Raw genomic sequence first — 14,337 nt, forward strand, 5'->3', positions numbered from 1 at the left:
CGACGACAACGCGCCGTTCCGCGCCGTCGCCCGCGCGCTCCTGGAAGGCGGCGGCTACCAGGTGGTGGGCGACGCCGCGACCGGGGCTGAGGCGCTGGCCGGCGTGCCCGAAGCGGACCCCGATGTCGTGCTGCTGGACGTCACCCTGCCCGACATGGACGGGTTCAGCGTCTGCCGGGCGCTGCACCGCGCGGCCCCCGGCGTCACGGTGGTGTTCTGTTCGGTGCGCGACGCCGAGCACTACGGCGACGCGGTCGAGCGGTCGTCCGCGGCCGGGTTCCTCCCCAAGTCGACGCTGTCGGCGGCCGCGCTGGCGCTGATCGTGGCGCGTCAGGCCGACCGCAGGTAGACGAGTACCGCGAGGACGCGGCGGTTGTGCTCGGCCTCGTCGGGCAGCGCAAGCCGCTGAAAGACGTTGCGGACGTGCGTCTCGACGGTGCGCGTCGTGAGGTGCAGCTCATCGGCGATCGCGTTGTTGGACCGGCCCTGCGCCATCAGCGCGAGGACCTGCCGTTCCCGCGGGCTGAGCTCGGCCAGCTCGTCGCGCCAGCCCCTGCCGCCGACGAGCAGCGGAACGACCTCGGGGTCGAACGCGCAGCCGTCGGCGGCCACCCGGCGGACGGCGTCCAGGAAGTCGGGCCCGGTGACCCGGTCCTTGAGGAGGTAGCCGACGCCGCGCGCGGTGTGCCCGACCAGCTCGTCGAGGTGCGCGACCTCCAGATACTGCGACAGCACCAGCACGCCCGTCCCGGGGTGGCGCTGCCGCAGCAGCACGGCCGCGCGCAGCCCTTCCAGGCGGTGGGTGGGCGGCATCCGGATGTCGACGACCGCGATGTCCGGGCGGTGCCGCTCGACGGCGTCAAGCAGCTCGTCTGCGTTCCCGGCCTGCGCGACGATCGCGTACCCGTCGCGTTCCAGCAACTCGGCAAGTCCCGCCCGGAAAAGCGACGCGTCGTCGGCGAGCACGACGCGCGTCACCCCTGCGGCCGGGGCGGGTGGAGTGGTTGCGGTGGTCACGACCCCTCCAGGGGTAACTCGGCGTGGACGGACGTCCCGGCGCCGGGGAAACTGCGCACGACCAGCTTGCCGTCGAGCGCGGCGACCCGGTCACGCAGCCCGAGCAGACCGGTCCCGGTGCTCATGTCGGCGCCGCCGACACCGTCGTCTGCGACGGTGACGAGCAGCCGGTTCCCGCAGGCCCGGACATGGACGTGGACCTGGCTGGCACGGGCGTGCTTCGCCGCGTTCGTCACGGCCTCGGCCGCGACGAAGTAGGCCGTCGCGGCCGCCCGGTCCGCCAGCGGCGGCAACGCGGGGCCGTCGACGACATGCACGGGGTACGCCGAGCGGGTGGCGAGTGCCCGCAGCGCGGGTAGCAGCCCGGCCTCCGTGAGCACCGCGGGGTGGATGCCGCGGGCCAGCTCGCGCAGTTCCGTCATCGCCGCATCCAGTCCGTCGGCGGCCCGTTGCAGGAGCGCGTCGAGCTCGAGGTCGGGCGGTGCTGGGCCGAGCCGGTCCCGCGCCAGCCGCAGGATCAGCGCAGCCGTGACGAGCTGTTGCTGGGCGCCGTCGTGCAGATCGCGTTCGATCCGGCGGCGCTGCCCGTCGGCTGCCGCAACGATGCGGACCCGGGACGCGTGGACCTCGGCAAGCTGTGCCCGCACCTCCGCGGCGAGCCGCTGGTTGTCCAGCTCCAGCGCCGCGGCCGCCGTCACGGCATGCAGAACGTGCCTGTCGGCGCGCAGCGCCGGGTCGTGCAGGAGCACAGCGACCACGCGCAGGCCGCGCCGGACCGAAGTGACCGCGTCGTCCGGACGGGGCGTGACGGGCCGTCCGTCGGCATCCAGGTAGTTGTTGGCGGAGCCGGCGTCGTCCGGGCGGGGGTAGGCGATGCGCAGCGTCGGGTCGCCGAGCGCGCGGGCCAGCAGGCCACGCAGCTCGGTCGGCGGTATCTGCGGCAGCTGGATCAAGAGGTCCGCGACGGCCGTGCGGCCGAGCCGGACGCGCAGCGCGCCGGCCAGGAACGCCACCGGGAGCCCGAGCGTGGCGAGGTGGGCGACATCGTTGACCAGCAACGCACTCGAACCGGGCAGCGCCGCCGGGTGGAGCAGCGACGCGACGCTCCCGACGAGCCCGACGCCGTACACCGGCGCGAGCACCCGGCGGGCCGGCGGGGTGGCGACGAGCCAGCGCCGGACCAGCTGCCCGCCGACGACCACGGTGAACACCACCTGCGCGCCGTCAATCAGCATGTCCTGCGTCCGGGCCAGGTCGGCAACGAGCAGCAGGTTCGGCGTCAACGACCGGTAGAACGGGACGCCCAGCGGCACGAGGACGAGCACGAACACATACACGGCGCCGGTCACCACCCGCTCGGTGCGTGTCCGTAGCCGCCCCTCCGGGAAGGCCAGCAGGAGGTGCACGAGACACGCCGAGGCCACGGACCGGAAGAACATCCCAACGGTGTGCGCCACCGGGTCGATCGAGATCTGCAGGTCCTCGGCGAACCAGGCGATGCCGACCGTCACCATCAGCAGCCCGAACGGGCCCGGCCGGCGCAGGTGCGTGACGGAACCGGTCAACAGATAGAGCCCGCCGACAACGCCAGAGAAGAGGGTGCCGGTCGTGCCCGGATCCCGACCGGCATCGGCCAGCCAGAGCACCACCGCGCCGAAGACCGCGCCCGCCACGGCGAGCGCCGGGACGCCGTACCGGCCCCGGAGTCCCTCCCCATGTCTGGTCATGCGCGCCGCGGGCCCGCGCCGGTCAGCCGCCGCTGCGGGGAGGGCGTCGGCTGTGGGGTCGCCTGGTCTTTCTCCCACCGCCACCGCCCCCGGGACGATTCGCCCGCGTGCATGATCGCATCGAGTCGCGCTCCCCACCCCCTTGACCGTCCCGACCTGGCCGCGGGATCGATCAGGTCGCTGGTCGATTATTCGCGAGGCAATGACCGCCGACAAGGGAGAGGCTCACTCAGAGAAACGCTGAACAGTCGGATTTTGTTGGCCCTGCGGGCGGGGCAGACTCCGACACTTGATCCCAGGCCGAGCGGTTCCCGAAGATGCGGATGGAGGCGCGGGCCCGTCAACGTGATCGACGTGAAGCGGCGATGGGCACAGCGGGCTCGTTCACCAGTGCTGTCGGTCTTGCCGTCCGGGGCGCCGTCCCCGGCGGCAGTACCACGCCACTCGCCGCGGGGGCAGTGCGCGCATCGACGCTCACCAACGTCACACTGACGACTGTGGGAGACGACTCGTCCGGTCTCGTCCTGGTCGTCGAGGACGAGCGCCATATCGCCGACCTCATCCGGCTGTATCTGGCCCGTGACGGGTTCGGTGCGCATGTCTGCGCCGACGGCGCGGACGGACTGGCCGCGGCCAGGCTGCTGGCGCCGGTAGCGATCATTCTCGACATCCGCCTGCCCGGGATGAACGGCCTGGACATCATCCGGACGTTGCGGCGCGAGGAGAACTGGATCCCCGTACTCATCGTGACCGCACGCGACGACGAAGCGGACCGGATCCTGGGTCTGGAACTGGGCGCGGACGACTACGTCACCAAGCCCTTCTCCCCGCGCGAACTCGTCACCCGACTGCGAACGGTGCTACGCCGCACGGCCGGCGCACCCGACATCTCCCAGACCCTGCGGGCCGGCACGGTTGTGATGGACCTCGGCCGCCGCCGCGTTCTGGCCGACGGTCGGGATGTCGTCCTCACGGCGACAGAGTTCGACCTGCTGTCCGCCCTGCTGCGGCGGCCTGGTTTGGTCCACTCCCGTGAACGGCTGCTGTCACAGGTGTGGGGATATTCGGCGGCGGCGGGCACCCGGACCGTCGACGTCCATGTCGCCCAGGTCCGCGCCAAGCTCGGCGACGCAAGTCCGATCCGGACGGTGCGCGGTGTCGGTTATACCGCCGACGCCTGAGCCCCGCACCAGGCTTCGGCTTCGCTCCAGGCGTCGGCCCCGGCCCCGGCCCCGCAGCGGACTTGCGCTGCGAGCGGCCCTGCTGGCCACCGCCGTAGCCACGCTCACGGTCGTCCTCACGGGAGTGATCTTCCTGAGGTTGATCGGCGGAGCCGCCGACGACCAGGCCCGGCGGGCGTTGGGACGACAGGCTGACCTCGTCGCGCAGTTCTACGATCGCCCGGCGAAGACCGTCGAGTTCAGGCCGGGCGTGGGCCGGATGCTTGTGGCCCAGCAGATCACCGTCATCCGCCTCGACGGCGACGGAGTCGTGACCTCAAGCTGGGGACCGCGTGGCGCCGGGCGGGCCGAGTTGTCGGGCGAGGTCCTGGCCAGACTGAGCGCCGGTGATCCGGTCGGACGGGCCGCCACGGTCACGGGACGCCGAGTGAACATCGCCGCCCGACCATTGACCGACGGGGGCACGGTAGCCCTGGTGCAACCGGCATCCCAGGGTCGGGAACTCAGCGTACCCGTCTCGCGCCGGCTCGCGATCGCGCTCGTTGTCGCACTATGCGCCGCGACCGCGATGGGCCTACTGCTCGCCCGCCGGCTCGCGCGTCCCCTGCGGGCCATGGCCGGCGCGGCGCACGAACTGGCGGCTGGCCGCCGGGACGTCCGGGTCGAGGTTTACGGGCCTGCGGAGATAGCCGACGTGGGCGAGGCCCTCAACCACCTCATCGCCGCCCTGGCGATCAGCGAGGAACGGCAGCGTGAATTCCTGCTTTCCGTTTCGCACGAGCTGCGCACACCGTTGACCGCGATCCGCGGCTTTGCCGAGGCCCTGGTGGATGAGGTCACGCCGGCTGACTCGGTGGCGGCGACCGGCCGCGTGCTGCTCGCCGAGGCCCTGCGGCTCGACCGCCTGGTCCGCGACCTTCTCGATCTGGCCCGCCTGGGTGCCGATGACTTCCGCATCGATCTGGACGCCGTCGACCTGAGCGCGGTCGTCAGCGCCGCCGCGCAGGTCTGGGAGCGGCGGTGCGCGGCCGAAGGGGTCGAGCTGCGGATGGAGATCCCGAGCGGGCCGCTCGATGCTGTAACCGACGCGGCCCGGTGCCGGCAGATCATCGACGGTCTGGCCGAGAACGCGCTACGGGTCGTACCAGCCGGCGCACCGATCGTTTTCGCCCTCCGCAAGGAAGGTGCGCACATTGTCATAGAGGTCCGCGACGGCGGGCCCGGCCTCACGCCCGAGGATCTCGCCGTCGCCTTTGACCGGTCCGTGCTCTACGAGCGCTACCGGGGTATTCGCCCAGTTTCCACCGGCCTCGGCCTGGCCCTGGTCGCCAGCCTCGCGGCACGACTCGGCGGCCACGCCGAGGCCGGTGTGGCCGCCGAGGGCGGAGCGGCGTTCGCCATCCGGCTGCCGACGAGCATCCGCGCGCCCAGGGCCGACCGGCGACTCAGCTGACGGGCATATCAGCTGACGGGCATAGTCACCCGGAGTGCCGTCTTGCTCTGGCCGTCGATGCGAGCGCCGACCCTGACCTTCGCTCCGACCTTCACCGCTGAAATCTCCGTTTTATCCTTACCCTGGCGGACAACCGTGTTATCCGTAATCGAGTAGGAACCGATGTACCCGTCATCGCTGCGGACGGTCAGCGACGAGCTGGACACGGCCGTCACCGTCCCCTGCTGAACGGCGAACGTCTTGAAGCCGTTCGCCGTGCGCGCCACGAACTCCCCGTGCACGCCCTTTTCGGCGAGCCAGGCGCGGCCCATGCCCTTGGGCGACGCATCCGGGTGGGGGTCGGTGCTGGCCGCCGTGGTACTGGCCGCCGGCGTGGTGGACCCGCCCGAGTCGGCCAGCGCCGCGGTCGCGACCCCGCCGGCCACTACCACCACGGCGCCCGCCACCGCGGCCAGCTTCGTTGCCACTGACATCCTCATGCCGTCACCTCCGTCGAGCGCGGCCACCATGGTCCGCGACATCGACCACTCTTTCGGTGGCTCGTGTGCCTTCCGTCCGAAAGTCGTCAGAACTGTGTAAGGACGGCGTGCCACGGCGTCCCACGGCGTCCCGACCGTGGCCTCGCAGGTCGGGCAGCCAGCCGCCCGGGGAGGGCAAGGTCGCACTGGGCGGGATCCCGGTGGGTGGTGACCCCGATAATGTCAACATCGACAGGTGTCCCCCAAAGGTCAGCTGCCCGGTCAACGGCATCTGAATCTTCGCCGGACAGGTGATCACCGCCCTGTCCGGACACCTCCACCCATGTCCCAGCTGCCGGTGTCCGGGCGATAACCCACAGGACGGTTGACCATGACAGACAGCGCGGCGAACAGCGCGGCGAACAGCAACGTCCAGCGGGATGCCCAGCAACGGGAGCTCGGCAAATTCCTGCAGGCCCACCGCGAGCGGACACCCGGCCTCCTGCGGGAGGAAGTGGCGCAGCTGTCTGGCCTGGGGCTCGCCTGGTACACCTGGCTCGAGCAGGGACGGGTACCGGTTTCCCCGCAGGTTGTCGAAGCCGTGGCACGCACGCTGCGGCTGGACGACGGGGCCCGACGACACGTCCTGGCGCTCGCGGGTCTGCACGTGCCACCGGTGGCGCGCCGACACCTCCATGATCGACTCCGTGGTACGGCACGGCTGCTCCAACCCGTCCTGGACAGTTGGGCGACGAGCCCCGCGCTGCTGCTGGACCACAGGTTTGACATCACCGGGTGGAACGACGCCTACGCCGCGCTGTGGACGGACCCTGCCCTCGTCGACGACCGGCGCCGAAACCTCATATATCTGATGGTCACCAGCCGTTTGCTCAGCAGCACGCTGAATGACTGGGAGTCCGTGACAAAGGCCGTGCTCGCGCAGTTTCGGAACCACGCCGATCGCAATCCCCGCGACGACCGGACCGACGAACGCACCGACGACCGGACCGACGACCGGACCCGGGAGATATTCGCACTGCTCGAGGCCGACAAACCTGAGCTGCGCCATTGGTGGGAAAGCCGGACGGCGCATGAGTTCACCAGCCGGACGGTCACGGTCAGCACCGCGACCGTCGGCGACATCCGCCTGGTGCTCTCGTCGTTGCGCCCGATGGATGACCCGGACTCAACCATCCTGCTGCAGACCCCGGTCAGCCAGCCTGACCGGGATCGGATCCGACAGCTGCTGGAGCTGCCGGCGCGCTGGGTCGGCAACGACCGGTCACGCGGCTTCTACGACCAATAACCGGTGACCAATAACCGGTGACCAACAACCGGCGACCAATGGCCGGGCGCTCTTAGTGCAACCAGCGACGGTGACGGGGCCGGGATGCCTCCGGCCAGAAGTCCATGAAATCCCGCTCCGCGGTACGCGCCCGGCATTCCTCCAGACCCAGCAACAGCCCGAGGGTGAACGCGGTCGGCTCACCGGTATCCGCGGCCGCGGTGCCCCAGGCACGAAGCAGCCCCTGGGCGACGATCGCATCCTGATGCGTGCCGAGCAGTTCCTGAATCTGCTCGGACAACCTGGCGAACGCCACCGCGTCCGAGCCGAATACCGGCGCGGCCGTCTCGGCCGCGTACCGCAGGCGCTTCGCCTGCTTGCGGGCACTGTGCAGCTGGAGGTCCCGCTCGTGGCCGGACGCAGTGGCCAGCGCGGCCTCGACCTTGCGGGTCAGCCGACGGTCCGCGCGTCCGATCAGCTTCGGGACGGCGGTGCGCGCGGGCTGCGTCGCCGGGCCACGCAGCGGTCCGGCGACCACCGCCCGCAGATCAGCAACGAGTGTCAGGTACCGCTCGCTGCGCAGCATCGCCACGGTCTCGGTGCGAGCCTCGGCCTGGCCTGCGAGCAGCTGGCTGTCGATCGCCTCGCCGACCGGGCCACGCACCAGCTCGGCGGGCAGGGCGGCCATCCGCCCGTCGAAGTACTCGACCATCACCTCGCAGTCGCGGGCCGCGGACAGCGCACCGGCCAGATCGCGCAGCTCACCGTCCAGGTGGCTGGTGGTCGCCGGGTCGAACATCGGCGCGAAGGTACGCAGCGTGCTGCGGAACCGACGGGTCGCCACCCGCATCTTGTGTACGGCATCGGGGGCATCCAGGCGAACCCGTGGATCGGCGGCGAGCAAGGCCTCCACCTGGGCTGCAAGGTAGGCCCGGACAACCTCACCGGCTGGCGACTTCAACCTCGGCCTGGCCCGGGGCGCCGTCGCGTCGGAGTGCCGCTGGTTCGCCAGTGCCGGCCCGAGCACCCGCGCCAGCTTGGACGCGTCCGGGGCTTGGGATGCACCGGCCGCGGTCAGGGTCGCGCCGACCGTGTCCAGCAGGCTGTTCTCACCGGCGCCGACACGTTCGACCTCGATCTCGCGCCACTGGCTGCGCCGCTCGCGCACGGTGTTCCCGCCAAGGGTCTGGGCGCTGACGTGATCGTCGACGACCTCCGCGAGATCAGCGCCGGCGGCGTTGCGAAGGCGGATGGCGGTGCGGGTCGTGACCAGCCGCGCAACCGGTCGAAGCGGTGCGCCGCGCAGGTGGACACGCACCAGGTCAACCAGCTCGTCGGGCGGAGTGCGGTTCGCCCAACCATTGTCTGGACCAGCGGCGGCGGAAGCAGCGGCAGACACTTCCGGTACTGGATCAATCACGACCGGCGGCCGGTCGGCGCTGCCGACCGGCTCCTTGGCAGCCTCAGCGATATTCGCCCCTTTTGCGCCATCAGCCGTATTCACGATATCCGGGGCCGGCTCGAGCGGACGTTGGATCTCGTCCCGCTCACCGACTTTGATCGGCAACTTCAGGTGCCAACCCTCGTCGTACCCGCCGGTACGCCGTCGAAATGTGATCTTGTTATTGGCCAGCCGAAAGTCGTCGGAGTCGTAATAGATCGCCTCCAGGGTGACCGTTTCCGGTTCGGTAACAGTGGTGACGCCTTGCAATTGGTCCAACGCGGGAAGCACAAAGACCGGCTCGACCACGAACTTGCGTTCGACTTCCCTCAGTTCACCGCCCATGCCGTCCCCTCTCATCACATCCGACCGGATCGCCATCACCTGGCACCTGCTCCGCTCTGTCACCTTCCGACGCCTGCAACCCATCAGGCAACTAAAAGACCATTATTGTTCAACGTATGTTAACCATCCCGTGGCCCTCATGCCTGCACTGAGCGCGACTCACGGTGTAGGAAGCCAGGAAACCCGACCGGCCAACGTTGCATAGCCGACAAACGCGACAGAATCGATCAAGGAGTGAGCCACCACAAGCGGGCCGATCCGTCCCCAGCGCTGGTAGATCCGGCCGAACAGCAGACCCATGATCAAATTGGCGACGAAGCCCCCGAGCCCCTGGTAGAGGTGGTACGAACCGCGCAGGATCGCGCTCGTTGCCAGCGCGCTCCGGTCGTTGCAGCCAACCTGGCGCAGCCGGGTCAACAGGTAGCCGACCACGACGACCTCCTCAAGCACCGCGTTCTCCACCGCCGACAGCAGCAGGACGGGAATGCGCCACCACACGTCCGGCAGACTCGTGGGGACCACCGTCAGGTTCGCGCCGGAGTGCCAGGCAAGCAGGTACAGCCCGAGGCCGGCGCCACCTACCAGGGCGGCCAGGCCGGCACCGAAACAGATGTCACGGATGGGTTCGCGGCGATCGAACCCGATGGCGGACGGGCCACCGCCGTCGCGCACAAGCAGGTACAACGCCAGCAGCGCGGGCACCAACGCGGTCGCGACACCGACCAACTGCAGCGCAAGGTCGAGCCACGGACGTCCCGGCGCCGCCGACGAGTTCAGCTCGGCAACCTGGCTGCGCAGCGGTCCGGGCGCGGTCAGATCGCCGATATAGCGGACGGCGGCCCACAGCGCGGACGCTCCCAGCGAGACGCCGAAGACGAGCCACACCTCGGCGACGAGCAACCGCCGGGACAGCGGCCGGTCGACACCGTCCAAGCTGCCGGTGCCGGCATCTGACCGGTCGACGTCGACCGATGCGGTGCCCCGGTCATCCCCACGCACACTCATCTGGTGACCGTAACCACCCAGGCGACCCAGCCGTCCAGACGGTGCAGGCCCGCACGGTGTACGCCCGCACGGTGCAGGCCCGCACGGTGCACACCCGCACACCCGCCCTAACGGTTCAGGTCACCAGCTGCGGGTTCCGGGTCGGCGAAGACCTTGAACAGCAACACCAACGCCGGGATCAACACGGCTACGCCGGCTCCGATCGCGATCAGCACAGCCCGCACGTTCTCGGTGGGCGCCGCGGCCGCGACTGCGCTGACCTGCCCGACCACCAGGTCCGGGTACTGGGCGGCGGCCCAGCCCCACAGCACGCCCGCCACCGCAAGGCCGGCTGCGAGCCGCGCCGCGGTGAAATGACGCCGCCAGACCAGTACGAGAGCGCCGACCCCGCCGCAGGCCGACGCCATGACAAAAGGGACCCCGCGGGTGGCGAACCGCTGCGCCACCACGGGCGCGTCCCGCCACAGCAACGGCAGCAACACGCAGGCCAGTGTGCCCGCGACGACCGCGCTGCCGAGCGCCCGGCGCCGCAAGCCGTCAACGAGATGCTCGGTCCCAGCTCGCCGGGATGCGTCCCGACACAGGTACACCGCGGCGAGGAAGGCCGTCACGGTGACCGCGAACCCCCCGGCCACCAGCCCGAATGCGCTGGTCAGCGGAGCGGTGGCATCGTCCGTGCGAGCATTCCCGCTGGCCATGGCGGCCCCGCACACGCCCAGCATGAACGGCGTGACCGTGGACGCCACCGCGAACACGTGCCCCCACCAGTGGTCGGGGCCGGCCGCGCCGGCGCCGTAGGCGCGGTAGACATAGGCCGCGCCGCGCAGCACGATGCCCACCAGGGCCAGCGCCATCGGCAGCTCCAGGGTGCTGCCGATCACGCCGAACGCGGCTGGAAACCCGGAGAACATCGCCACGATCACGAAGATCAGCCAGACATGGTTGGCCTCCCACACCGGACCCAGCGCACCGGAGATCAACGCTCGTTGGTCGCCCGCGTGCGGGCCCCGGGCGAGCAGGTCCCAGACACCGCCGCCGAAGTCGGCGCCGCCCAGCAGCGCATACGCGGTCAGTCCGCCGACCATGACCATCAGCAGCAGGTCGGCGGCGGTCATCGGGCCACCCCGTTGCGCCGCACCGGGGGTCTCCCTCGCGCCGTCTCCACGGGGCCAGTCACGGGGTCAGTCACAGGGTCAGCCATGCGCTCGGTCGCAGGGCCGGCAGCAACCTCAGGAGGGATCCCGCCAGCCGGTCCGCCGGTGGCCATCCGACGCAGGATGAGTACCAGCGCCGTCGACAGGCCAAGGTAGAGGACGAGCGTCCCGGCGAACGCCCAGCCGACGCCGGGGCTCGCCGTCACCGCGTCCGACACCCGCATGCGGCCGTAGACGATCCAGGGCTGGCGACCACCCTCGGTCACCTCCCAGCCAGCCAACATCGCGATGACGGACGCCGGCCCGGTGGCAGCCGCCGCGAGCAGCCAGCCCCGGCCGAGCGGGAGCACCGGACGGCGGGCATGTCGCCGTCGTCCCAGCGCCACCGCCGCCACCGCCACAGCTACCGACAGCGCGATGATCGCCGTCCCGAGCCCCACCATCGTGTCGAATGCGAGGTGGACGACCAGGGCGTTCGGCCGCCCGGCCGGCGGGAGTGCGTCGAGGCCGGCCACCACGTGCTCCCGACTCCATCCGGTCATGATGGACAGGGCGTCCGGGATCTCGATCCCGTACCGGACCTTCCCGGTCACGCCGTCGTAGACGCCGCCGAGGGTCAACGGCGCATGCGCTCCGCTCCGGTACAGGGCCTCCATCGCGGCGAGTTTCGCCGGCTGCTGGGTCTCCACCACCCGCGCCGCCCAGTCACCGACGACGAGCTGCAACGGGGCGCACACGAGTACCGTGATCAGGCCGACGCGTAACCCGCGGCGGTGGTAGGCGTCCCGCCGACCGCGCAGCATCCCGACCGCGTACACCCCGGCGACCGCGCCGCCGGTGCACATCAGTGCCGCGAGCAGCATGTGAATCACCTGCGGTGGTGCGGACGGCGTGGTGAAGGGCGCGAGCGGCTCCGCGGAAACTACCCGGCCGTCGACCTCTCGCACGCCGCGGGGGACGTTCATCCACGCGTTTGCGGTGATGATGAACAGGGTGGACAGGGTGCCGGCGACGGCGATCGGGACCATCGTCCACCAGTGCGCCCGTGGCGACAGGCGGTTCCACCCGTAGAGGTAGAGGCCGATGAACACCGCTTCGGTAAAGAACGCGAAGCCCTCGAGGGTGAACGACAGGCCGAGCGCTCCGCCATAACGCGCCATGAACGCCGGCCACAGCAGGCCGAACTCGAACGACAGCACAGTTCCCGACACAGCGCCGACCGCGAACAGAACGGCAAAGGCCCGCGACCACGTCCGGGTGAGCGCATACCACACGGCGTCGCCCGTACGCAGCCAGCGGTGCTCGGTGTAGAGCAGCAGCCAGGGCAGGCCCACCCCGAAGACCGCGAAGCAGATGTGGAACGCGAGGCTGAACGCGGTCTGGCCACGAGCAAGATCTACGGATCCGGCGAGGACCATCTGCGCGGCCTCCTCCTGCCTGGGCCACCCATCGGTGCCCCGGCTGCGCGAAAAGAGCGACGATCACACCGTCCCGGCTCGCTTGCCGGAGATCACGAACCTGAGACACAAGGCGATCTTCTATGTTCTGTAGAACTTCTACGCTACGTAGAATACGTCTGCCGGAGGTGCCCGCGAACCGGGCACCGAACTACCGCGGCGCCGCCGGGGCGGGTCAAAATGGTGCGTGACGCCCGGTTCTGTCACACTCACCACACCGTCGCGTCACCACATCACCGCGCTGACGGGTCCGGGCCGCCGGCCGCGGAGCGGATGTCTCACGGCAACGGCCCGATAGGCCCAGCGGACGGATCACATGAACGACAGCCAGGACTGGACTAGTCCGTCAACCCGCCTGTTAGCCATGCGCCGGACGCAACTGGCGCTCATCGCCATTCCGGCGATCACGGCGGTCGGCCTGCTCGGCGGCACCATGGGCTCGACCGGGCTCGGCGGGCTGCTGGCGCTGGCGATCACTGCGGTGGCACTGGCATGGGAACGACTCCTCTATCGCCGGGTCAGGGCCTGGGCATATGCCGAACGGAATGACGACCTTCTCGTTCGACGTGGCGTTATGATCCGCAAACTTTCCGTCGTTCCCTACGGTCGAATGCAGTTCGTCGACGTCACCGCTGGGCCGTTCGAGCGCATGTTCGGGCTCGCCACCGTCCGCATGCACACGGCCGCCGCGGCAAGTGACGCCCGGATCCCAGGCCTGGTCGCAGCCGAAGCCGCACGGCTTCGTGACGCGCTGGCGGCGCTGGGCGAAGCCCAGGCGGCCGGGCTGTGACCAGCGCCGACGAGCCGGCCGTTGCGGCTCTTACCGGCGGCTGGCGCCGCCTGCACCCGTTATCGCCACTGGTACGGGCCGGCCGCCATCTCGTGGCAGTGGCAGTCGTCGTGCTCTCCGGTGCGGTGACCCGCCAACAGGACGCCAGCGGGCAGGGAGTCTACTGGGATCTGGCGGTGATCGCCGTGGTCGTCGTCATCGGTGTGGTCTCGTGGCTGGTCACCCGGTGGCAGGTTGACAACGGCACGCTGCGGATCGAAACGGGATTGCTGCGCCGCAGCTCACAGCGCTACCCACTGACCCAGATCCAGGCGATCGACCTGGTGGAGTCCGGGCTGGCCAGGCTGTTGGGCCTGGCCGAGCTCCACCTGCGGATGGCGGCCTCCGGCGGCGCAACCGGCCGGCTGGCCTGCCTGCGTAAGGCGGACGCGGAGGTCCTGCGCGCCCGCCTACTGGCCCTGGCGCACGGTGTCGCCGAGGATTCGCCGCCGCCACCGGAACGGCTGCTGGTAGCGCTGTCCACCCGGCGTCTGGTCGTCTCCATCCTCCTGAGCAGCCAGGGCGTGATCACAATGATCACAGTAGGCGCCTTCGCCGTGGTCGCGGTCATGATCCCGGCAGCCGTCGGCGCCCTGGGCGGCGCCGCGGGCTTCGTGATCGGCATGCTCACCGCTGCCTGGCGGCGCTTCAACAGCGGCTTTGAGCTCACTGTCTCCGTCGCTGCCGACGGCCTCCACCTGCGTTCCGGCGCGATCCAGACCGCTGCCGAGACGATCCCCTTCGGCCGTGTCCAGGCGGTCCAACTGGTCGAGCCGCTCCTGTGGCGGCCGTTGCGATGGTGCCGGCTCGAGGTCGAGGTGGCGGGCAGACAGGTCAGGAACGAGAACAGGCCCGAGGGGCGCCAGCTACGGGCGATCCTCCCTGTCGGCGACCACGGTCAAGCCGCCTACCTGCTGTCCCAGCTCATCCCCGGTGCACCGGTGGCCGATCGGCCTGCCCCGCCGCGAGCCCGATGGAAGGCGCC

General features: G+C 70.4%; 13 protein-coding genes. 6 read left to right on the forward strand and 7 right to left on the reverse strand.

The genetic code is table 11. From position 1 onward, the window contains the following. A partial coding sequence (locus U9977_RS16735) for a response regulator (RefSeq protein WP_322750204.1) occupies positions 1 to 349 on the forward strand: 349 nt, incomplete at its 5' end. On the opposite strand, the gene U9977_RS16740 is transcribed toward U9977_RS16735, so the two are convergent. Next, positions 331 to 1,017 carry a response regulator transcription factor gene (locus U9977_RS16740; protein ID WP_322750205.1) on the reverse strand — a complete coding sequence of 229 codons (687 nt, stop codon included), beginning with the start codon at positions 1,015 to 1,017 and terminating at the stop codon, positions 331 to 333. The two genes, U9977_RS16735 and U9977_RS16740, sit on opposite strands and share 19 nt — an antisense overlap. Beyond that, positions 1,014 to 2,744 (reverse strand): sensor histidine kinase, encoded by a 1,731-nt coding sequence (locus U9977_RS16745; protein WP_322750206.1) that lies wholly within the window; start codon positions 2,742 to 2,744, stop codon positions 1,014 to 1,016. Before U9977_RS16745 ends, U9977_RS16740 begins: the two co-directional genes overlap by 4 nt. A 365-nt stretch (positions 2,745 to 3,109) precedes the next feature. Between U9977_RS16745 and U9977_RS16750 the strand changes: the two genes are divergently transcribed. Together U9977_RS16750 and U9977_RS16755 are read left to right on the forward strand one after the other, a co-directional pair. Beyond that, positions 3,110 to 3,925, forward strand: a complete 816-nt coding sequence (locus U9977_RS16750) for a response regulator transcription factor (RefSeq protein WP_322750207.1) — start codon at positions 3,110 to 3,112, stop codon at positions 3,923 to 3,925. Then, on the forward strand, positions 3,900 to 5,378 hold the full coding sequence (locus U9977_RS16755) for a HAMP domain-containing sensor histidine kinase (protein WP_322750208.1): 1,479 nt from the start codon (positions 3,900 to 3,902) through the stop codon (positions 5,376 to 5,378). The genes U9977_RS16750 and U9977_RS16755 overlap by 26 nt, the downstream gene beginning before the upstream one ends. 8 nt (positions 5,379 to 5,386) lie before the next feature. On the opposite strand, the gene U9977_RS16760 is transcribed toward U9977_RS16755, so the two are convergent. Further along, positions 5,387 to 5,899 carry a hypothetical protein gene (locus U9977_RS16760; RefSeq protein ID WP_322750209.1) on the reverse strand — a complete coding sequence of 171 codons (513 nt, stop codon included), beginning with the start codon at positions 5,897 to 5,899 and terminating at the stop codon, positions 5,387 to 5,389. 328 nt (positions 5,900 to 6,227) lie between these two features. On the opposite strand from U9977_RS16760, the gene U9977_RS16765 reads away from it, so the two are divergent. Then, positions 6,228 to 7,142: a helix-turn-helix transcriptional regulator gene (locus U9977_RS16765; RefSeq protein WP_322750210.1), complete on the forward strand. Its 915-nt coding sequence runs from the start codon at positions 6,228 to 6,230 to the stop codon at positions 7,140 to 7,142. A 52-nt stretch (positions 7,143 to 7,194) separates the two neighbouring features. On the opposite strand, the gene U9977_RS16770 is transcribed toward U9977_RS16765, so the two are convergent. From U9977_RS16770 to U9977_RS16785, 4 genes are all read right to left on the reverse strand, one after another. Then, positions 7,195 to 8,907, reverse strand: a complete 1,713-nt coding sequence (locus tag U9977_RS16770; protein WP_322750211.1) for a CYTH and CHAD domain-containing protein — start codon at positions 8,905 to 8,907, stop codon at positions 7,195 to 7,197. 159 nt (positions 8,908 to 9,066) lie between these two features. Next, the gene (locus tag U9977_RS16775) at positions 9,067 to 9,912 is read right to left on the reverse strand and encodes a CPBP family intramembrane glutamic endopeptidase (RefSeq protein ID WP_322750212.1); all 846 of its coding nucleotides are present in this window, start codon (positions 9,910 to 9,912) and stop codon (positions 9,067 to 9,069) included. Between the two features lie 107 nt (positions 9,913 to 10,019). Further along, positions 10,020 to 11,027: a cytochrome d ubiquinol oxidase subunit II gene (locus tag U9977_RS16780; RefSeq protein ID WP_322750213.1), complete on the reverse strand. Its 1,008-nt coding sequence runs from the start codon at positions 11,025 to 11,027 to the stop codon at positions 10,020 to 10,022. After that, on the reverse strand, positions 11,024 to 12,484 hold the full coding sequence (locus U9977_RS16785) for a cytochrome ubiquinol oxidase subunit I (RefSeq protein WP_322750214.1): 1,461 nt from the start codon (positions 12,482 to 12,484) through the stop codon (positions 11,024 to 11,026). Before U9977_RS16785 ends, U9977_RS16780 begins: the two co-directional genes overlap by 4 nt. A gap of 355 nt (positions 12,485 to 12,839) precedes the next feature. Between U9977_RS16785 and U9977_RS16790 the strand changes: the two genes are divergently transcribed. After that, a complete protein-coding gene (locus tag U9977_RS16790; RefSeq protein WP_322750215.1) occupies positions 12,840 to 13,313 on the forward strand; it encodes a PH domain-containing protein in 474 nt (157 codons plus the stop codon). Then, the coding region (locus tag U9977_RS16795) for a PH domain-containing protein (RefSeq protein ID WP_322750216.1) at positions 13,310 to 14,337 on the forward strand (1,028 nt) is incomplete at its 3' end. The genes U9977_RS16790 and U9977_RS16795, both read left to right, overlap by 4 nt.

Source organism: Protofrankia sp. Cas8 (genome assembly GCF_963555845.1).
GTDB lineage: Bacteria > Actinomycetota > Actinomycetes > Frankiales > Frankiaceae > Protofrankia.

What these genes read in the sequence shown, in the direction of transcription:
- U9977_RS16780 (WP_322750213.1), bottom strand. Translation starts at nt 11,027, where the DNA reads ATGACCGCCGCCGACCTGCTGCTGATGGTCATGGTCGGCGGACTGACC.
- U9977_RS16775 (WP_322750212.1), bottom strand. Translation starts at nt 9,912, where the DNA reads ATGAGTGTGCGTGGGGATGACCGGGGCACCGCATCGGTCGACGTCGAC.
- U9977_RS16745 (WP_322750206.1), bottom strand. Translation starts at nt 2,744, where the DNA reads ATGACCAGACATGGGGAGGGACTCCGGGGCCGGTACGGCGTCCCGGCG.
- U9977_RS16785 (WP_322750214.1), bottom strand. Translation starts at nt 12,484, where the DNA reads ATGGTCCTCGCCGGATCCGTAGATCTTGCTCGTGGCCAGACCGCGTTC.
- U9977_RS16750 (WP_322750207.1), top strand. Translation starts at nt 3,110, where the DNA reads ATGGGCACAGCGGGCTCGTTCACCAGTGCTGTCGGTCTTGCCGTCCGG.
- U9977_RS16790 (WP_322750215.1), top strand. Translation starts at nt 12,840, where the DNA reads ATGAACGACAGCCAGGACTGGACTAGTCCGTCAACCCGCCTGTTAGCC.
- U9977_RS16765 (WP_322750210.1), top strand. Translation starts at nt 6,228, where the DNA reads ATGACAGACAGCGCGGCGAACAGCGCGGCGAACAGCAACGTCCAGCGG.
- U9977_RS16770 (WP_322750211.1), bottom strand. Translation starts at nt 8,907, where the DNA reads ATGGGCGGTGAACTGAGGGAAGTCGAACGCAAGTTCGTGGTCGAGCCG.
- U9977_RS16760 (WP_322750209.1), bottom strand. Translation starts at nt 5,899, where the DNA reads ATGTCGCGGACCATGGTGGCCGCGCTCGACGGAGGTGACGGCATGAGG.